Here is a 19,297-nt window from a genome sequence, read left to right as displayed (position 1 = left end):
TGGCAGAGTATTTGATGTAGCTCTGTTATGAAAACACTACTAGCATTATTCATGATGGCATTGCTCACAGCGGACCAGCCCCGAAGGGTTCTGCTCTTTTATACCGAAAATGGTTTAGAAAAATGGAAGTCGCAGGTGAAAGCACTCGAAGGGCATCAGAAGGATGTCCGGGAACGTGACATTGAAGTAAAATCCTTCCCATTTTCAAAGGCAAATGCCTCAGAATGGGACAAATGGGAAATCGATAGTACGAATTCATTCACATTTCTTCTGATCGGGCGCGACGGCGGTGAAAAACTAAAATCAAGCGAAGTAGTGACTCCCGGAAAATTATTCGGCCTGATCGATGCCATGCCCATGCGGAAACAGGAAGTGAAAAAAAATTGATGATACAGAAACCTTCTCACGACACCTTATCGCTAAATACTTTTCATGAAATCTCTCTTTTTTATTTTATGCTTTGTCAGCATTATTACTCAAACAGCGATTGCCCAGGCGAATATGGGTACCGCCAATCAAAAGCGGCAAAAGAAGGGAAATGATTATCCTGACTTCGATCAGACTTTACTATTGGAATCCAAATCTGATACAACCGCGAATGTTAGTTTTGGTGATCTGGATGGCGATGGTTATCTCGATATCCTGTTGGTGAAGGGAAGGCACTGGCCTATCATTGACAGGGTCCTTCTAGGCGATGGATCGGGCGGAATACGCAAATCTTATAGCCTGGGTTCAATAGCAGACCGCTCCTACACGGGCGGCCTGTCTGATTTTAATGGGGACGGCTTTCTTGATATCGCGATCAGTAATGATGCCCCGAACCGGAAACTGATTTACCTGAATGATGGTAAAGGCAATTTTACAATTGGATCCGAATTCGGGCGTCCGGAATGGCCAACAAGAAATTTATCTATTGCTGATATCAATAAGGATGGTTTGCCGGATCTGATTTTAGCGAACAGGGGTAAATCTCCAACGTCAAATTATATTTGTCTCAACAAGGGCAAAGGAAAATTTAACAGCAGCCCCATCGCATTTGCGCCGTATCCTGCCACAACCATCACTCCTGCTGACTTTAATAAAGATGGGTTTGTTGATCTTGCCGTCCCGCATCGTGATGGTGGCCAGAGTTACCTGTACCCTGGCAGTTCGGATATGGCTTTTTCGGATACGCATCGAATTGCGTTCGGTCCGCCTGACGCCAGCATTCGCGCAGCGGCAGTTGCAGATTTTAATGCAGATAGCCTACCAGACATTGTAACGATAGACGAATTCAAGGGAGTAAATCTCTATTTTGGACAAAAGAATAACAACTTTTCTGCGGGTATTTCTTTATCTGGTCCCAATCCGACCCCTTATGCATTGGCGATTGCCGATATGAACCGCGACGGGAAAATGGATATCGTTGTCGGCCACAAACAAGCACAGTCAAAAGTATTTTTTAACGACGAAACAGGCCTCCATTTTAAAGCCATTTCGTTCGGTGATTCAAAAGGTGACGTATATGGTTTTGCGATCGCTGATTTCAATGAAGATGGAATGCCAGACATCGCCGCAGCCCGCTCAGAAGCCACCAATATTTTATACTTTGGCCGTGTTACGTCAAAATCTAAATGAATGGCAAGTGGAGGAGCAACTATTTCTTTGGCTGCTTTTTTGATGAAACGGCCTTGTCATTATAATCAAGGCAGAGCTTAATCCAAAATTCAAAATCCTTATTGTTTTTGTATCCGACAGAGTCAACATAACAGTAGCCTTTATATACTTTCCCATTCATAATCATCGGTGAAAAGCCTGTTCTTTCTGAAAGCTCTTCTGTAAGTTTAGGATCAAAGCGGCACATGAGCTGTTGCTCACCTACATTAATGCACATTTTGTCGTTAACCATGAATGCTAGTCCGCCAAACATTTTCTTCTCAACAATATCGAAGTCTTCCATTTTGCTTAAATATTCCCGGACACGGTCGGCAAGATTGTTGTCGTATGGCATATAATTGTTTTATTAATAATGACGATGTCTGGTTGTGAAGATCTTACAAAGACGCCCAAATTACTCAAAATATGGTACCAAAAAGGTTATCGTGAGCAGAAGTGGGGTTTTTAGCATCGGTCAATATTTGGCTACTAGCAAACATCGTACTTTACGCGATGTAAGGCCCGCTCAGAAGCCACAAATATTTTATACTTGGGCCATGTCAAGTCAAAATCTAAAAGAAGTATCTTCGGGGCACAAACTTTCACTTTATGTCCTTGATCAAAAACGTGCTCAAAATGTTCCTTTTAGCGATGCTAGCCGTCGCGCCAGTTGTGGGTTTTGCCCAGCAATACAAGCTGCCCTTCATGCAGGCTGCCTGGACAAAAGATTATCCTCCTTTCCGCATTGTCGGGGATTTGTATTACGTTGGAACAGACGATTTAGCGAGTTATTTGCTGACCACGAAAGAAGGGCACATTTTGATCAATACGGGCTTGGAAGAGTCGGTCCCGCAGCTTAAAAAGAATATAGAGACGTTAGGTTTTAAGTTTTCTGATATCAAAATCCTCCTGGCGACCCATGCTCATTACGATCACGTGGCGGGAATGGCGGCGATCAAAAAGGCTACCGGCGCCTTGTTAATGATCCAACAGGCCGATGTTCAGCTGATGAAAGACGGCGGCGCCTCAGACTCAGTACTCGGCAAGGATGGTGCTACCTTCGCACCGATTACTCCTGACCGCATCTTGAAGGACCAGGAAATAGTAACACTCGGCAGCGCTTCCGTCAAATTGCTGCACCACCCGGGACACACGCCCGGTGCCAGCAGTTTTTCACTGACCGTGAAAGACCAGAAACGTTCCTACAAAGTCCTGATCGCCAACATTCCGTCGATCCTCGAAGAAACCAAGCTCTCGGGCATGCCCGGTTATCCTCAGGTAGGGAAAGATTATGGTTATACATTGTCGGTGATGAAAAAAGAGCAATTCGACATTTGGCTTGCCTCTCACGCGAGTCAATTTAACCTTCAAAAAAAACACAAACCGGGCGATCCATACCGTCCCGAAGCATTCTCTGGCCGGGCAGATTATGATAAAACACTGGCTGGGATTGAGGAAACCTACAAGAAGCGCCTGAAAGAATGAATTGAACTGGCGATAAAATTGTATTAAATCTCTGTCCGACGGTCGGCCGTCCAATCAGCTGGCTTCATTTTATCCTCATTAACATGACTTGAAAATTGATGCAAAAGAATCTTCAATTTCGGGTCAATGAATGTTTTGCAAAAAGGCTTGTCAGGGTTTTTGTAATAATAATCCAGATACTTTTCATTGTTCAATTTGAAGGTTTTGAATGGAAACACCTTTGTGATCACCATACCTTCAAAATCAGTTTGCAACTTATCAATGGCCTGTTTTGCTGAGATTAGCTGTTCCTGACTGAAAGTATAAACCGCAGATCGATATTTGGATCGCATGGAATGCTCGGAAGTGCAGCTATGCGTGTGAAGGTGAATTTCAATGAGGCTTTCCAAAGAAATCAAAATCGGGTCGAATTCAACGACAACGGCTTCTGAAAATTCAGCAGCGCTGTCGTCGGGCTCGATCCAACCCTGGCTTACGTGAATCACTCCCTTTAATGATTGAAATATCGCTTCGGTACACCAATGGCAACTTCCGCCTAGTCCGATTTTTTCAATGGCAGACATGCAGTTGAACTTTATGATTGGGAAATTTGAGATGAAGTGATTTCAACAACGAACGCCGTCAGTTCGGCCATCTTACAATCCCGAAATCGCCATACGTCGCAGTATGAATAGTTGGTAACATTTCCAGCGATGTCTTTCAAGTCGATCTTGCCCAATGCGGTAACAAAGTCCCCTTCTGCAATCAGGTTTTCAACCCTAAATTTCGGCGGCTCCAGATAGGTCGCAGCCATGTATTGCCGGACGGCTTCCTTTCCATGCAAGGTCTGCTCGCCTACAAATGTCCATATCGTGTCATCTGCGCAGAAAGATAAAAATCCTTCGTAGTCACCTTTTGTGATTGCGGCATTTGCTGTTTCCAATATTTGCTTGTTGTTCATATCGATAATTGGTTTGGTTTGCCATTTGCAAAAAAAGCAATTTGGTTGCCTCTATGCCTGAGCGAGACTCGACATTCGACGACCAAGTTTGTCTAACTTAAAGGTCAATGCAGAAATTACTGTGCCCGATCATACTAATGGACAACTCGCGAGCTGTACGCAACACCTCCGCCCTGCGCGGGCCGCCCTGCGCGGGCCGCCCGGTAAGATACATTGCATTGCATGTAAGTTATCCGTCAACTTCCCGCCAGATTTATATAAATTGCTTTTTTAACCAAAATACCTCTCCGCATGGCACATACTACATCCAATCCAAAGATCCACGAAGGTCGTAACTTGAAGCGATTTCGTGAACTCTTATCCTTCAAGCAAGATGCCTTGGCCTTTGAGCTCGGCGAAGACTGGAACCAGCAAAAAATCTCTCTACTCGAACAGAAGGAAAAGATTGATTCGGATATTTTGGAGCAGGTTGCCGCTGTTCTGAAAATACCGGCTGAGGCGATTCGGAATTTTGATGAGGACCAAGCGATCACCGTTATTTCAAGCACATTCAATAACAATTCTGCTGTGGTGAATAACAATCCCATCTTCCATCCAATAGAAAAACTCATTCAGCTTCATGAGGAGAAGATTGCTTTGTATGAGCGGATGTTGAAGGAGAAGGATGAGATGATGGGGCGGTTGGAGCGGTTGATTGGGAATGGCTGACAATCAGCACAGAAATCATATTGCGGTTCGATGACAATTATTTTTCTAGTAACTTACATTACTGAATGATAAAATTGAGGGAAATGAGAACAGGTAATGCAATGACACAGACTGAATTCATAAAGACCTTTGAGGCCTTCCCTGCAAAGGCACGGCTATCTATTGCAAAAAAAATACAGGATCGCATGATTGATCAACTCTTTGAAGAACTCGACGCAGAATTACCTGATGTCGAAATGTCTACCCAAGAGATCCAGGATGAAATCAATGCGTACCGAAATGAAAAAAAGCAAAAAGCTTAGCATAGTCCTTGATGCTAATTGGTACGTATTCGCTTGTATCAGTCGAAAATCCCGCAGAACACTTTATTATAATATCCTAAAAAATCCAGATTTACAAGTATTCTATTCAATCGAGTTAATGACGGAATTCAGGGATGTAATAAAGCGACCAAAATTCACCAAAATTATTACGCATAAGCAGGTGAACCGCTTCGAGATTATAGCCTTAAAATTCCTAAAAAAGACTAAAATTAGGATTGTGCCCGATATTATATTGTTCGGGATGCCGACGATAATTATTTGCTTGGAATTTGTCACAGTTGCGAAGCCGACTATTTAATTACTGGCGATGAAGATTTATTAGTTTTAAATGGTTATCAGAATACAAAAATTATAACAATGAGACAATTTTTTCAAACCATAGAGAATAATGAAACTAATATTTTTTAATCACAAAGGAGGAGTTAGTAAAACGACTACTGCATATAATTTAGGGTGGATGTTAGGCATACTAGGTAAAAGAACATTACTTGTTGATGCAGACCCACAATGCAATTTAACAAGTTTAATATTAGGCGATTCATTTGATGATTATTATACACAGGATGATACAAAATACCAAAATATTAAAGACGGAGTAAAAGTTGCTTTTGAAGGTAAGCCCGCTCCTATTGAGGCAGTTACTTGCCATAGTCCCATCGCAAATAGAAATATTTTTTTACTCGCCGGACACCCTAATTTGAGTGAATATGACGCATCACTAAGTTTTGCTCAAACATCTAATAATGCAATTACAACACTTCAAAACTTGCCGGGGGCATTCAATGAACTGATTAAAAAAACTGCTGAAGCATATGAAATTGAATACACACTGATAGATTTAAACCCAGGATTAAGCGCAATTAACCAAAACCTATTCATCTCTAGCGACGCTTTTATAATACCAACTAATCCAGACCCTTTTTCTATAATGGCATTGAACTCATTGTCTTCAATTTTACCAAGATGGGTAGAATGGTCTGACAGAATGAGGCCGTTGTTTCAAGATGCATCGTATCAGTTATCTGACAGCAGGCCAAAATTTATTGGTGAAATAATTCAAAGATTTAATATTCGAAAAGGAGGAGCTACTAGACAAGCACAAGTTCCAATAGCAGGAATTAAGGATGAAGTAATAACAAGTCTGATTCCTAAGCTTAGAGATCATAATATGCTTTTTTCTGACGATGTTTATCGTGATGCAGGGATTAATGCTGATTTCTGTATAGCTGAAATTCCTGATTTCCAAGGAATAATTCATAAATCTTATGCAAGAGGTGTACCCGTTTTTGCATTATCGGATGCTCAAATTAGAGATCCAACATCAGTTAGTGAAAATCCAACAGTAGGAACAGTTTTAGATACTTATAAAACTATGCGAGATAGTTTTTATCAAGATTTTCAAAGAATTGCGAGGCAAATTATTATAATAAAGGAGCATGCAACAGGCATTTGATCAATTTTCGACAAATATCGTATACGTTAGAAATCTAAATACCCTTTATAGGCATTTAAGTAATGATCTAAATTTATTGGTTGATTTGTCAGATTTACTACGGGCTGAAATTGTGTACTCAGTAAGTGCGTTAGATAAAATGATACATGAGTTTATACGAATTGGAATGATTCAAGCATTCAATGGTACACGAGTAAAGACTAGTAAATTTAATGGATATACGTTGTCATTTGATACGCTAAATAACATACTTTTATTTTATAACACCCCTGCCCAGCCCGCGCAAAATAACCCTGCCCAGCCCCCACAAAATACCCCTGCCCAACCAGCACAAAACATCCCGATACCACCTCCATGGTATTGGTTTGAACAAGAAATAATTACAAAGCACAAAGCTCTTTCTTTTCAGGATCCGGCCAAAATTAGTGATGGGTTAAGCTTAATTTGGCCAGAAAATCATAAGTGGCAGCAAATCGCTGCATCTATGGGAATAAACGAAAGTGTCGCCCAAATAACCTTGAGGAACATCATTGCTAGGAGAAATTTGATAGTACATGAAGCGGATATAGATGCACAAACGGGAAATCGAAATGTTATTTCTGAACAGGACGCTATTGATTCAGTTAACTTTATACAAAGAGTTGGAAACGCGATATTCGCGCTAGTAGTATGATAAAATGATTACTGGCTAACTATAGTGCTAAATACAGGCTTAATCTAGCTGATTTTATCTATTTGTTACTGTATAAACGTCCGCTAACATTGTAACACCTATAAGCACTCGTCAAACGCATTGAACGCATTTTCGAGGAGCTTGATGAAAATCGGTACAGCAGAATTGGCAAACCCGAACAGCTCAAAACAATCTTTCCGGATTGTGGTCGAGGAGAATTGACAAGAAGCATCGACTTCTCTACCAGATTATCGAAGAAACTGTAACCGTTTTCGTAATTGCCGCGAAGGGCATTTTGAAGACAAGTAGTTTGCGTAGCAATTGAATCAACCAACCCTAACCCCAATCAACTCCACCCCCAAAACCTCCTCAATCCGCACAATCGTATCAATCGTAAAATTGCTATTCCCTTTCACCCAGGAATTCACAGTCTGAGGCGTTACCTGCAATTTCTCCGCCAAATCCTTTTGGCTCATCCCAAGTTTTCGCAATTGGGCAAGAATATTAATCGAAATAATTCTTGATTTTTCAAGCGCTTTCGGATTTTCCGCTTTGCGGGCTGCGCGTTCTTTCCACTGGCTTGGTTCGGCGGCTGTGACAGACTCTAATTTTTGTAATATATCTTCTCTCGTTTGCATAATCATTCAAAATCAATGTATCCCCAATCTTCTACGGTTTCAATATTCAGTTCTTTCAAAAATCTCACGAGCGCATTTAGCTTTTCGAGTTCTTCTTTCAAATGCTCGCGCTCATTCATTGTTTTTGTCAATTTGATGGCGCTGCCGGAGATTACAAAAAAGTCGTAGTTAAGTCTGACAGCATAAATTCTGAGCCACGATTTTGCGCCTGTACCATAGGCTTTGCTCTTTTCATTTACGATTTTCATCCTCACAGTTTTGTCAAGTGGCTTGAAAATATCTCCCAGTCTCTTTTCCAAATCCTGTCCTTGCGCTACGCTCAATAACTGTTTTTCAAATGCATCGGCTTCTGACATTGTGATCGAAACAGCCTGGCTTACTGAGCAATAGCCGTAAAAGTCTTTCACAAGATCCTGCTCATGCGCGGTAAAGAATGCATCCAAATACTCCGAATTGTCCCAGCAGTTGAATGTGCGGTCAAATTCGCTTTCTTCATTTCCTTCAAACCGTGCCGCCCAAAGCGTCTCGGGAACAATGCGTGTAAGCTCAACAATCTTCATGGATACTACCGCACGTTTGCGGCTCGATAATGTGTGTACGTACTGACAAGTACTAGCTTTCAAAGCTAGCAAAATTTCGCTAAAAATCAGATTATAACCTTATTTTTAAATTTGCGTGGGACCAGCGTCTTGTGCCAAACAGGAGTAAACCGCACACCACATACCCTTTTGTCTAACAGACATTTACACTGCCCACAACTGGCAATGCACGCTCTCAATTCCTAAACCAAACCCATTAAACAATCAGGTATGAATCTTCAAAATCTTATCATGCTGTGTGCCATTACAATGATTTCGGGAGTGGTCTCTGCTCAGCAAACTGCGCCCGCCAAACCCAAACCGGGTGGGATGTCTTTTACCGAACCCGATTCAATGGATTTCAATGACCATGCGGGATACGTGTCGTTATTTGACGGAAAAAGTTTGAAAGGCTGGGATGGAAATCCCAAATTCTGGCGCGTCGAAGATGGTGCGATCGTCGGCGAGTCAACGGCTCAAAACCCAAGCGGCAACAGCTACATTGTAAACAGGGATATGAAGGCCAAAGATTTTACGCTGAAATTTGAGATCAAAGTCGAAGGAAAAGGCGGGAGCGGGATCCAGTACCGTAGTATTACAGGCGTACCCTGGCTGGCAAAAATTGCTGACAATGTGACCGCTAATGTTGGCCCGGTCAATCTGGACTGGATGATGACAGGGCCGCAGGCGGATTTCTGGCCGAGCTCGCCGGTTTGGACGGGACAATTTTACTCCGAAAACACGCCGATGCGAATTTTGGCCTGGCGCGGGCAAGTAGTGGAAGGTTACGGTGAAAAGAGCAAACGCCTGATGGGAAACGTGGGCGACCGCAAAGCATTGGGCGACGTGATCAAAATGAATGATTGGAACCAATACACCGTGATTGTCCGGGGCGGGGTTTTTATTCACATTCTGAATGGCGCGGTCATGGCCGTCATGATTGACGACGATCCAAAATCATCCAATAACCAGACCGGTATGATCGGGATTGAAATCGAAGCGACTACCAAAGTTTCCGTCCGCAATATGTGGATCAAAAAATTGAACTGAAATTACCTCATTATTGCCTGGAACAGCTATGACTTCGCGTCAGTCGGTGAGTAGCTCAGGGTCAAATTCCACAATCCATTCAATACCATATTTGTCTCTAAACATGCCGGCGTATGTACCCCAGGGACTGTCGTCAATGGGGCCTTCCACATCTCCACCTGCCGATAGGCCGCTAAATATCCGCTCGGCCTCTTCCCTGCTCTCCGCACTAACCGCTATTTTAGACCTGTTTTCGTTCTCATTTACCGGCCCCATAAATTCGGGAACATCATTGGCTATCAACACATTGTGTTTACCAATAGGCAAAGCAATGTGCATTATTTTGTTGGCCTCATTTTCGGGTACCGGAAATTCATCGCTTGCCAGGTCCCCGAAGCGGACGATCTTTGTAAACTCTCCGCCAAAAACTGATTTGTAAAAAGTGAATGCTTCTTCGGCATTTCCGTTGAAGTTGATCCAGGGATTAATTGTCCTCATCACTTTATTTTTTAGTTTTTAATTTTTTATTCACGCTATTCAGCATTACCGTGTCAATGTACTTCACAATTTCCTAATCAATTCGCATTGTTGCAATACTTTAAAATGTTTTGATACTGCTTAGCTGGCAATGAGTAGCTATTATATCAACCAAAGCCGTCAGGCGATAGCAACAATTGCGTTTTTTTACCACCAAATCATCTAATCTAATGACCACTTTTGTTCAAATCATGATCTGATTTGCCGCCATCCCGGTGGCAGTAGCCTCAATTTCACTTTAATGCTTCATAACATGGAACGTACTTATAAACACGTTAGCTACTTCTTTGTGGTCATACTTGCCATTCTGGTTTTTGGTTTTTACAATAGCTATTTCAGCCGATTCCCAAATTTTACCGGGTTAACTTATGTCCATCATGCCCATACGTTACTTCTGCTGCTATGGTTTGCTATGTTGATCACCCAACCGATACTTATCTATCAAAAGAAACCGGATATGCACCGGTTTATCGGAAAATTGTCCTACGTACTGTTTCCACTCATTGTACTGTCTATGCTGGCCGCGATGAAAAACCAGTATTTCAAACTCTTACCCCAAATGCCTGAAGCACAGAGCCTGGCATTTCTGTACCTTCCAACCGCGGCCCTGATCCCTTTTGTGACTCTATATATTTTAGCCATTGCATTCCGAAAACAACCGCCAAAGCACATGCGCTACATGATCGCTTCTGCCGTCGCATTACTCGGCCCGGGCGTAGGTAGGATCAATTTTGGCATTGCAGATTTCAATACTGCCGTCATGTTCGCCTTTGCCCTTTGTGATGCATTCCTGGTAGGGTTACTGATTTATGAATACGTTAAAGAAAAGTATTACTATCCCTACGTGATATCCTTACTAATCTGTGCTGCTTTCCATTATGCCTTTCCATGGGTCCCCGCATCCTCCATGTGGCAAGGGTTCGCACATGCAGTTGTTCACGGGCTTTTCTAAATGTGAGAGAATGTCCGATTCTTACCACCAAATCATTGGGCACCAGGATAATCTTTGCATACACTTTTTACAAAAAACGGATATGCAAAGACGAACATTTTTATTGGATGCCACAGCCATCGCATCCTGCATGGTGACGCAAGTGGAAGCTGGCAATTTAAGTACTGCAGACAAGCATTTTGTGGTAAAGGCGGGTGATGCAAGGTTCGGAGTTCACCCGCCATATCGGGGAGTAAATGCCAACGATGTCAAAATATCAGGCAAAGATACAAACGGACAATTGGCTGTTTTTGAGTATATTGGAAAAGAAATGATCGGACCGGCCCTTCACGTGCATCATGACCAGGACGAAATATTTTCTATTATCGATGGCGAATACCTTTTTCAGGTCGGGAACGAGAAATTTACGGTAAAAGCAGGCGATACTGTTTTTGCCCCGCGTGGCATACCACACACATGGATCCAATTGTCAGCGCAGGGTATACAAGTTTATATGGTGCAGCCTGCCGGGCAATTAGAAGATTTTTTTCTTGCGCTTAATGAGCTGAAAGAAGCTCCAACCGAAGAATCGATTAAAAGAATGCATGAATCGTATGGAATGAGCGTACTGGGCCCGCCCCTTTCGCTCAGATAACAGACAGCCAACTTAAAGCATTTGACATGTAACATGAGCATCTCTCATCTTATAGGCTCTAACATAATGGACGAATTTACGGGCCATAGACAAATTAGGCCGGTATTTGATTGAACATCCCATGGGAATATTCAATCAAAAAGACCGTCTCAAGTCCAGCCAATCCAGGCCGGGCCAATCCTGGCCGGGCCAATCCTGGGCCGGGCCTGGACTGGCTGGCAGATCAAGCTTGTTTGTCACAACGGCAGTTTTACCGGCAGTTCGTAGAAAGTGAAGGCGTTAGTCCCAAATTGTTTAGCCGCATTGCCAGATTCGAAAATGCAATGAAGCTGAAAAATGCCCAGCCATCCCCGGATTGGCTGACTGTTGCAATCAAGACGGGCTATTACGATCATCAGCACCTTGCACATGACTTCAAAAAATTCACACAACTCACACCAAATACTTTTATTGACACCGATAAAAAATCACCTGAACGGGTATTCGGCATTACAGAGACTTAAACCACTATAAATTAGCGATATGCGAATTTGCAGAATACATTTGAGCATAAATTTGTTTTAGGCTGCTATGAAAACGATGCTTCACAAAGGACAGTTTAAGCACCAGGCACTTGCCGAGTTTGTCCGTGGATATGAAATTTTCCGTTTCGTATTTGACAAAGCGGTATCACCCCCATCAAAATATCATGTTCCGAGGCCTGAACATTCACTGACTTTTTATCCCAGGGATGCCCAAAGGTTTAGCTTTGCAGGTGCAACAGCCATTACAACCTATCCGAAAGCAGTCGTCAATGGTATTTACAATGTTCCCATTATTCGTTATGGCGGTCACGATTTCCTGGCAATACGGGTAGTTTTTCAACCTGCTGCGATATTCCGGTTAACCGGGATACCACTAACCGAGCTAGCCAATTCATTCGTCGACGCGGAAGCTATCTGGAACAGCAAGATTCGTCAGGTTTCAGAGCAATTAGAAGGAAATGATTCCCTGGAAGATATGGTATCCTCCATTGAATTATTTTTAATCCAATTGACCAACTCTGTTCGTATAAAACATCAGGCTATTGACAGTGCCAGTCAATATTTGCTCCAACAACGAGGTGCTTTTTCCCTCGATCACCTTGCGGACCAATCCTGCCTGAGCGTAAGACAGTTTATCCGAAACTTTGAGGCCAGGATCGGGATCAGCCCCAAACAGTTTGCCAGGATCGTACGTTTTGACAAAGCTTACCGGATGCATAATCTGGATCCTTTACTTGATTGGTTTTCCGTTGCCATTGACTGCGGCTACTACGATCATCAGCATTTCTCTAAGGATTGTAAGAATTTCACATTCTTAAACCCCAACGCTTTTTCACTGTTGGATCAGAATGCTCCCGAACGTCATTTTGGTTTACATTATCTTTAATAAATGTCACTTTTTTACCAGTAAATGATTCCCCATTGACGCTAGTTTTGTTGGCCAGTCGGCAAGATATGTTCAACACTAACAAATCAGTAAAATGGAACGCAGAAATTTTTTACTAACCAGCCTCGCAGGCGGCATACCCCTCATGGAACAACAAACAACCTTGGAAATGTCGGAAGATAAGCCACTTCGTCCCTTCACAGTTCCAGCGTCAAAACCAACAGATATTGGAGTTGGCAATGGCGTAAATCTGGTTCGGACAATGATCCGGCAAAGCCAGACCAACAATCATTTCAGTTGTGTAGAAGTGTATGTTGCACCGAAGAGGATAGGCCCCCCAATCCATGTGCATAAAGAGGCGGATGAGCTCATGTATGTAGTCGAAGGCACTGCAGGTGTCATGATCGACGGGGAAATCTCCATTATCGAAGCCGGCAGTTTCAATTTTCGCCCACATGGTTTAGTACATACCTTTTTTAATCCTACCGATAAACCGTTACGTTTTATTGATATGTTCCCCAACCAGGGTTTTGAAGTATATCTGGAAGGAATGTTCAAGGATATTCCTGCAAAGCTGATAGCACAAGGCATTAAACCCAACACACCTGAGTTTGTAAAAGGAATGCAGGTCGGCCTGCAGGAGTTGGATAAACGCTTTGGCGTGGTTTACTTTATGGATGATCCCCGTTACCAGGACATTGTTAAAAAATATGGGTTAACGATTTAAGGTCGAATTCGAAGCACCGGAACGGGCATTTGGCAATGCTGAGACGAGCCAGTTGCTGACAGCTTCACACATGAAGCTTTAGAAAAATAAATACTGCCATTTCGTCCCAATGATTGGCCGTCGGTCATCGCACTTTTGCATATACAAAAAACGCAAAATCTATGACAACCCAATCCCAACAACTCCCCCCTGAGGCTATCCTGATGCGGATGCTTTTCGGCTATGCGATTTCACGTTCAATCGGTGTGGCCGCAGAGCTGGGTATTGCAGATCTGGTAAAAGAAGAATCTAAGACAGCCGACGATTTGGCGACCCAAACCGGTTCCCACCCCCGTTCCCTCTACCGGTTATTAAGGGCATGTGCAAGCGTGGGTATTTTTACAGAAGATTCCAGCCATCGTTTTGGTTTGACCCCACTCGCTGAATTCCTTCGCAGCGATAACCCCGCAAGCCTGAAGAATTTTGCTGAAATGCTCACAAATGAAACCCAGTTTCAGATGTGGGCTGAGTTGCCGCATAGCGTCCGGACTGGCGACCCTACTTTTGACCACGTTTTTGGTACGCCCGTTTTTGAATATTACGCTGCAAATCCCAAAGTAGGCGCGCTCTTCAACAAAGGCATGACAAGCCTGAGCATGGGTGCAAGTATGGCCGTAGTGACCCGAATCGTACCTACCATGTCGCCTTACACTGTCATTGAGGCCGTGGCTGTTTAATTGCTATGGGTGGAAGCTTCTTGTCATTTTCGCAGTACCCTCACTGATTTGTAAGGCACTTCCTTTTTGACTAACCTTTCAAGATAATGCCATAGCTAATGATCTATAAGCATATTCAACCCTCCAAGCACTTACTTTCATACGTAAAGCACTATCTGCTGCTTCATTTTAGGGTGAATCGCAACGCCCCGCAACTGATCAAATCATATCCTCTCTGTGTTGAAACAATGCCTTACCTTCAATCACAGGGCCACGCTGACCAGTATCAACCAGCAAACCGGTGAAATCAATCGCCGAACCTCCAATTATTTGTCAGGACAGCAGATATCGAGGCTGAACTTGCATTTGGCAGATAATTACCTGATGCTGAAAGGCGTTTTTGAACCCGGCGCCATGTATCAGATGTTCGAAGTCCCTCTTGCCAACTTTACGGACCAGTACCTGGATACGGAAACAGTAATCGGGAACGAAATCAAAACAATCAATGAGCAAATGGCGAATGCAGATTCTTACAGGACAATGATAGAGACAGCTGAAAAATATCTTTGGAAAAAGATCATGAAAAGCAGGACGGAACCCAGCCTACATAATCATATATTCATTTTTTCTTTTTGTCATCAACGCTGACCAATGACGTACATTCTGGTGGACGTTTTTTTAAAACTGGGAACCGCAAATCAATTGCCCACAGCACGGAATTCCCAACCCGGCATGACCTTATCCGGCGTGATTGGTAACTGCCTGATCCGCTTACCAGTTGCATTAAAAACCGCATTTGCAACCGCCGCAGAAAATCCGATCAATGCAATCTCACCCATTCCCTTTGCGCCCATCGGGTTAATGATCGGGTCGGGTTTATCAATAAAAATGGTTTCGATCGAGGGCACATCAGCGTGCACGGCCACATGATAATCGGCCAGGTTGTTGTTGACAAACCTGCCAAAGCGGTGATCAATAATCGCTTCTTCCGTCAGCGCCATTCCAATTCCGCCCGTCACGCCGCCAATCATTTGACTAGCTGCTGTTTTTGGACTAATAATGCGGCCCGAATCGGCTACGCTGACCACTTTGGTCACACCAACAGTACCTGTGAGCGCATTGACTTTTACTTTTACAAAATGCACGGAGAACGAATACATCGAATATTTTTCCAGCTCCGCGCTCCCTTTCGAGTCGGCGGTTTGGGCAGTTAAAGGCAGATCATTGGCTTTCATTAATTCAATTACCGCCACCTTTTTTGAAGGACTGTTTGAGATAAAAACATTTCCGCTTTCGATTGAAAGGTCGGCGGCATTGCTACCCGCAAGCGGCGCACCTGCTTTTGTTGCAAGTTCAAATAGCTCATTTTTGATTTTTGTACAAGTATCAAAAACAGCAGAGCCTACCGCGGACACAATCGCCGAACCGCCCTGGCTTGGCGCTTTCGGCAACGACGTGTCGCCGTACTCTACCTTAATACGCTCGAAAGGAACATCCAGCACATTGTGCGCAATCATCGTCAAAGCTGTACCCGTTCCCGGACCGATATCGGTCACCGCGCTTTGCACGACCAGCGACCCGTCCGCATTGAGCACCACTCTCGCCGACGCTTCCCATCTGAATGCATTAAAAACGCCCGTGCTCATGCCATAACCTGTGAGCCAGTTGTCTTCCTTACTGCTGCCCGGCTCGTTTTTCCGCTCTTTCCAGCCGATAGCCTCTGCACCGCGCTCGTAGGCTTCCTTAAGGTGTTTGCTTGAATACGGCCGGTTATGTTCTGGATCGGTTTCAGTGTAGTTTTTAAGTCGAAATTCAATCGGGTCCATGTTAAGCTTGTGCGCCATTTCATCCATGGCCGATTCCAATGCAAATGCACCGGTCGCTTCGCCCGGCCCGCGCATCCAGATCGGCACACTGCGATCGAGGCGCACCAGGCGGTAGCGCGTGCTTACATTCGGACAGTCGTACATAAACTTTGTCATGTTGACGGTCGCTTCCGTAAAGTCTTCGTATTTAGCCGTTTCCGCCGTGGCTGCGTGATGAATGGAGACGAGCTTGCCGTTTTTGTCTGCGCCCATTTGAATGGACTGCGCCGTGTAAGGCCGGTGGCCGACCATGGTAAACATTTGGCTCCGGTTCATCACCAGCTTTACCGGTCGCCCTACTTTTTTGGCAATGGCCACGGTCGCGGTTTCCTGCGGCCAGGTGCGTAATCCCATTCCAAACCCGCCTCCCATAAACTCGGTGTGCACATGGATGTTTTTCGGGTCTAGTTTAAATGCCTGCGCCATCGCCTGCTGGGTTGAATTGACGCCCTGCGTTTTGGCATAGATCATCAGCTGGTCCGCGCCGGTCCAGTGCGCAACAATCCCATGCAATTCCATTGGGTTATGCACTTCAATCGGAATTGTATATGCTGATTCCAGCTGCACCGGCGCCGATTCGAAAGCTTTTGCATTACCCCGCGAATAATCACCGCCTTTGGGCGTGATCTCTTCTTTTTTATGTTTTTCAAGATCCGTCCGGGCAGTTTGTTTGCTGTAAATGGCTTTGACCAGTGATGCGGCGTAGGTCGCGCGTTCGTAGGTATCGGCGACAACCATGGCAATAGGCTGGCCGTCGAACAGGATTTTGGGACTGCCTAGCATGCGGTACTTTTCTTCGGTATCAGGTTTGGGTGGCGGTCCGTCCGCCTGCTTGCTTGCCGGCGCATCCCAGCCAGGGATCGGAGGCATATTTTGGTGGGTAAATACGCCCAGTACGCCAGGAGCGCCCTGCGCTTTTTTAGTATCTATACTGGTAATGGTTCCACGCGCGATTTCACTGCCTACGATGACACAATAGGTCATATTCGGAATGGCGAAGTCGGCAAAGTATTTGGCCCCGCCTGTCACTTTCATTCGCCCGTCAACCCGGTCAAGCGGTGGATTCTTTGTATCTTTTTTCATGGTCACACGGTTTGAGTAGCGATTTGAAGTGCTTCAATAATGGAATTTGGAGCTAAGGTTAGTTTGAAATCATTTTCGCCATAACCTTTCGCGCCCTGCATGGCCAGCGTGGCGGCTTGTTTGAAATTTTCGAGGGTAGCTTCTTTCCCTTTCAGAAAACGTTCCGAGTCGGCCAGCCGCCAGGGCTTATGCGCAACGCCGCCCATGGCCAGCCTGATATCCTGGATCGTCTTGCCTTTCATATCCGCGGCAACCCCCACTGACACGAGCGCGAATGCATAGGAAGTGCGGTCGCGTACTTTAAGATAATGCGTGTATTTCGCGAATTCATTCCTAGGGATATCTACTGAAAGGATCAATTCCCCCGGCGACAGCGTGTTATCCTTCTGCGGCGCATCACCCGGCAGGCGATGGAATTGGGCGAAAGGAATGCTGCGGTTGCCTCTCGGCCCAGTCACATTGACCGTCGCATCCAGTGCTGCAAGCGCAATGCACATGTCGCTGGGGTGCACGGCAATGCATTTTTCCGAAGTACCGAAAATCGCGTGCATCCGGTTAACACCGCCGATCGCGCCGCATCCCGCCGGACCATTGGGCTGGCCTTTCGACGGCCCCGACTGAACCGGACCGCGTTTGTTGCAAGGCATGGAATGATCATAAAAATAGGGACAGCGTGTGCGCTGCATCATATTTCCACCCACAGTAGCCATATTTCGAAGTTGGGCAGAAGCGCCAGCATTTAAGGCCATTGATAACAATGGGAAATGTTTTTTGATGAGTGCATGATCGGCAACCACCGAGTTTTTCGCCATCGCGCCGATGCGGATACCGGACGTAGTTTCTTCAATCGTCGCCAGGGGCAAACGGTTGATGTCGACGAGCCGCTCGGGAATGATAACTTCCCTCTTAACAAGGTCGATCAGATTTGTTCCACCGGCCAAAAAGTAGGCTCCGCTTTCCTTTGAAACGGCTGATACTGCTGCCTGGGGCGTGTTTGCACGCGTGAATTGAAATGGGTTCATATCCGGCCTCCTTTCGATTTAACTTCCATAATAGCTTCCACAATGTTCGCATATGCGCCGCATCGGCAGATATTTCCACTCATATATTCCCGCACCTCGTCAGGCGAATTCGCGTGCCCTTCATTAATGCAGGCAACGGCCGACATGATCTGGCCGGGCGTGCAATAGCCGCATTGAAATCCATCGTGCTTGATAAATGCTTCCTGCATCGGATGCAGTTTGTCGACACTACCCAATCCCTCGATCGTCGTGACTTTGCTTCCTTCCGTGGTAAGTGCCAGTGTGAGACAGGAATTGACGCGCTGGCCATCGACATGCACCGTGCAGGCCCCGCATTGACCGTGATCGCAGCCTTTTTTGGTGCCGGTAAGGTTTAACTGTTCGCGAAGCAGGTCCAGCAAAGTCACCCGTGGCTCTACGGACAATTGTTGGGCTACACCGTTGATCTCAACTCGAAGTGGTTGCTGTTCAAAAGCTACCGCCACCTTTTCGTCCAGCCCCTTTTCAACGGCGTGTACCGCGCCGGGCGGAGTCAGCGCAAAGGCAGCGAGCGCGGACGATTGTTTCAGGAATGCACGCCGCGATGCACCAGTGATTTCCGGCTCCCCGGCATTATTTTCGTTCTCCATGGTGATGTTGATGGTATATGACTCAGTTCTTATCATGACTGGGCAAATGCTTTTACACTATTACTAAAATCATGCGAACGTTCTGTGATTATGACACGGTCTACTTCTGCTGTATGCTCATAAGTGGTCACTTTAAGGTTGGCAATCCCGGCCGCAGATATTATTAAATTGTAGATCGATAGGCCCATTACCTGATCATGGGGCACTTAACCGTTATAAATGGTGTGATTTAAGAATGATATTTTCGCTCTGGTGCGTCTCGTGATTTATTTTCAGTCCCT

Annotated in this window: 25 protein-coding genes; 16 read left to right on the top strand and 9 right to left on the bottom strand. The window is 44.9% G+C overall.

Going from position 1 to position 19,297, the window contains the following annotated elements:
* Positions 1-27: 27 nt before the first annotated feature.
* Together ABIO93_RS25885 and ABIO93_RS25880 are read left to right on the top strand one after the other, a co-directional pair.
* A complete protein-coding gene (locus ABIO93_RS25885) occupies positions 28-387 on the top strand; it encodes a DUF4174 domain-containing protein (RefSeq protein WP_348072901.1) in 360 nt (119 codons plus the stop codon).
* 45 nt (positions 388-432) lie between these two features.
* Entirely contained in the window at positions 433-1,617 is a 1,185-nt protein-coding gene (locus ABIO93_RS25880; protein WP_348072900.1) for a VCBS repeat-containing protein, read from the top strand.
* Between the two features lie 19 nt (positions 1,618-1,636).
* Here the strand turns inward: ABIO93_RS25880 and ABIO93_RS25875 are convergent, their stop codons facing one another.
* Positions 1,637-1,990, bottom strand: a complete 354-nt coding sequence (locus tag ABIO93_RS25875; RefSeq protein ID WP_348072899.1) for a TfoX/Sxy family protein — start codon at positions 1,988-1,990, stop codon at positions 1,637-1,639.
* A 254-nt stretch (positions 1,991-2,244) separates the two neighbouring features.
* Between ABIO93_RS25875 and bla the strand changes: the two genes are divergently transcribed.
* Positions 2,245-3,120, top strand: coding sequence for a subclass B3 metallo-beta-lactamase (gene bla, locus ABIO93_RS25870; RefSeq protein WP_348072898.1), 876 nt, complete (start codon positions 2,245-2,247; stop codon positions 3,118-3,120).
* Positions 3,121-3,143: 23 nt separating this feature from the next.
* Here bla and ABIO93_RS25865 read toward each other — a convergent pair whose 3' ends face one another.
* Positions 3,144-3,683 (bottom strand): peptide-methionine (S)-S-oxide reductase, encoded by a 540-nt coding sequence (locus tag ABIO93_RS25865; RefSeq protein WP_348072897.1) that lies wholly within the window; start codon positions 3,681-3,683, stop codon positions 3,144-3,146.
* 11 nt (positions 3,684-3,694) lie between these two features.
* Positions 3,695-4,060: a nuclear transport factor 2 family protein gene (locus tag ABIO93_RS25860; protein WP_348072896.1), complete on the bottom strand. Its 366-nt coding sequence runs from the start codon at positions 4,058-4,060 to the stop codon at positions 3,695-3,697.
* Positions 4,061-4,351: 291 nt separating this feature from the next.
* On the opposite strand from ABIO93_RS25860, the gene ABIO93_RS25855 reads away from it, so the two are divergent.
* The 5 genes from ABIO93_RS25855 (at position 4,352) to ABIO93_RS25835 (ending at position 7,542) form a co-directional block, all read left to right on the top strand.
* The gene (locus tag ABIO93_RS25855; RefSeq protein WP_348072895.1) at positions 4,352-4,768 is read left to right on the top strand and encodes a helix-turn-helix transcriptional regulator; all 417 of its coding nucleotides are present in this window, start codon (positions 4,352-4,354) and stop codon (positions 4,766-4,768) included.
* Between the two features lie 83 nt (positions 4,769-4,851).
* The gene (locus ABIO93_RS25850) at positions 4,852-5,070 is read left to right on the top strand and encodes a hypothetical protein (RefSeq protein WP_348072894.1); all 219 of its coding nucleotides are present in this window, start codon (positions 4,852-4,854) and stop codon (positions 5,068-5,070) included.
* A gap of 409 nt (positions 5,071-5,479) precedes the next feature.
* Positions 5,480-6,544, top strand: a complete 1,065-nt coding sequence (locus tag ABIO93_RS25845) for an AAA family ATPase (protein ID WP_348072893.1) — start codon at positions 5,480-5,482, stop codon at positions 6,542-6,544.
* Positions 6,528-7,217, top strand: a complete 690-nt coding sequence (locus ABIO93_RS25840) for a hypothetical protein (protein WP_348072892.1) — start codon at positions 6,528-6,530, stop codon at positions 7,215-7,217. The genes ABIO93_RS25845 and ABIO93_RS25840 overlap by 17 nt, the downstream gene beginning before the upstream one ends.
* Before the next feature lie 202 nt (positions 7,218-7,419).
* Positions 7,420-7,542 (top strand): hypothetical protein, encoded by a 123-nt coding sequence (locus tag ABIO93_RS25835; protein ID WP_348072891.1) that lies wholly within the window; start codon positions 7,420-7,422, stop codon positions 7,540-7,542.
* Between the two features lies 1 nt (position 7,543).
* On the opposite strand, the gene ABIO93_RS25830 is transcribed toward ABIO93_RS25835, so the two are convergent.
* Positions 7,544-7,855 (bottom strand): helix-turn-helix transcriptional regulator, encoded by a 312-nt coding sequence (locus ABIO93_RS25830; RefSeq protein WP_348072890.1) that lies wholly within the window; start codon positions 7,853-7,855, stop codon positions 7,544-7,546.
* 2 nt (positions 7,856-7,857) lie between these two features.
* Positions 7,858-8,415, bottom strand: a complete 558-nt coding sequence (locus tag ABIO93_RS25825; protein ID WP_348072889.1) for a hypothetical protein — start codon at positions 8,413-8,415, stop codon at positions 7,858-7,860.
* Positions 8,416-8,664: 249 nt separating this feature from the next.
* Between ABIO93_RS25825 and ABIO93_RS25820 the strand changes: the two genes are divergently transcribed.
* The gene (locus ABIO93_RS25820; protein WP_348072888.1) at positions 8,665-9,483 is read left to right on the top strand and encodes a DUF1080 domain-containing protein; all 819 of its coding nucleotides are present in this window, start codon (positions 8,665-8,667) and stop codon (positions 9,481-9,483) included.
* A 39-nt stretch (positions 9,484-9,522) separates the two neighbouring features.
* Here ABIO93_RS25820 and ABIO93_RS25815 read toward each other — a convergent pair whose 3' ends face one another.
* The gene (locus tag ABIO93_RS25815) at positions 9,523-9,960 is read right to left on the bottom strand and encodes a VOC family protein (RefSeq protein ID WP_348072887.1); all 438 of its coding nucleotides are present in this window, start codon (positions 9,958-9,960) and stop codon (positions 9,523-9,525) included.
* 292 nt (positions 9,961-10,252) lie between these two features.
* Between ABIO93_RS25815 and ABIO93_RS25810 the strand changes: the two genes are divergently transcribed.
* From ABIO93_RS25810 to ABIO93_RS25780, 7 genes are all read left to right on the top strand, one after another.
* Complete coding sequence (locus ABIO93_RS25810; protein WP_348072886.1) at positions 10,253-10,951, top strand: hypothetical protein; 699 nt, start codon at positions 10,253-10,255, stop codon at positions 10,949-10,951.
* A gap of 82 nt (positions 10,952-11,033) precedes the next feature.
* Complete coding sequence (locus ABIO93_RS25805; protein WP_348072885.1) at positions 11,034-11,585, top strand: cupin domain-containing protein; 552 nt, start codon at positions 11,034-11,036, stop codon at positions 11,583-11,585.
* A 110-nt stretch (positions 11,586-11,695) separates the two neighbouring features.
* Complete coding sequence (locus ABIO93_RS25800) at positions 11,696-12,088, top strand: helix-turn-helix domain-containing protein (RefSeq protein WP_348072884.1); 393 nt, start codon at positions 11,696-11,698, stop codon at positions 12,086-12,088.
* 67 nt (positions 12,089-12,155) lie between these two features.
* Positions 12,156-12,995, top strand: coding sequence for a helix-turn-helix domain-containing protein (locus ABIO93_RS25795; protein WP_348072883.1), 840 nt, complete (start codon positions 12,156-12,158; stop codon positions 12,993-12,995).
* A 94-nt stretch (positions 12,996-13,089) separates the two neighbouring features.
* Positions 13,090-13,722 (top strand): cupin domain-containing protein, encoded by a 633-nt coding sequence (locus ABIO93_RS25790; protein ID WP_348072882.1) that lies wholly within the window; start codon positions 13,090-13,092, stop codon positions 13,720-13,722.
* Between the two features lie 161 nt (positions 13,723-13,883).
* Entirely contained in the window at positions 13,884-14,438 is a 555-nt protein-coding gene (locus ABIO93_RS25785; RefSeq protein ID WP_348072881.1) for a methyltransferase dimerization domain-containing protein, read from the top strand.
* A 216-nt stretch (positions 14,439-14,654) separates the two neighbouring features.
* Entirely contained in the window at positions 14,655-15,065 is a 411-nt protein-coding gene (locus ABIO93_RS25780) for a hypothetical protein (protein ID WP_348072880.1), read from the top strand.
* Between the two features lie 50 nt (positions 15,066-15,115).
* Here ABIO93_RS25780 and ABIO93_RS25775 read toward each other — a convergent pair whose 3' ends face one another.
* Genes ABIO93_RS25775 through ABIO93_RS25765 form a run of 3 tightly spaced genes read right to left on the bottom strand, consistent with a single transcriptional unit; the run spans position 15,116 to position 19,016 of the window.
* Positions 15,116-17,365: a xanthine dehydrogenase family protein molybdopterin-binding subunit gene (locus ABIO93_RS25775; protein ID WP_348072879.1), complete on the bottom strand. Its 2,250-nt coding sequence runs from the start codon at positions 17,363-17,365 to the stop codon at positions 15,116-15,118.
* Between the two features lie 2 nt (positions 17,366-17,367).
* Positions 17,368-18,387, bottom strand: coding sequence for a xanthine dehydrogenase family protein subunit M (locus ABIO93_RS25770; RefSeq protein WP_348072878.1), 1,020 nt, complete (start codon positions 18,385-18,387; stop codon positions 17,368-17,370).
* Positions 18,384-19,016: a 2Fe-2S iron-sulfur cluster-binding protein gene (locus tag ABIO93_RS25765; RefSeq protein ID WP_348073103.1), complete on the bottom strand. Its 633-nt coding sequence runs from the start codon at positions 19,014-19,016 to the stop codon at positions 18,384-18,386. The genes ABIO93_RS25770 and ABIO93_RS25765 overlap by 4 nt, the downstream gene beginning before the upstream one ends.
* Between the last annotated feature and the right edge of the window lie 281 nt (positions 19,017-19,297).

Source organism: Dyadobacter sp. (assembly GCF_039919315.1).
Classification (GTDB): Bacteria; Bacteroidota; Bacteroidia; order Cytophagales; family Spirosomataceae; genus Dyadobacter.
The sequence above is the reverse complement of the archived record's forward strand: the minus strand, read 5'-3'. Positions and strand labels throughout refer to the sequence as shown.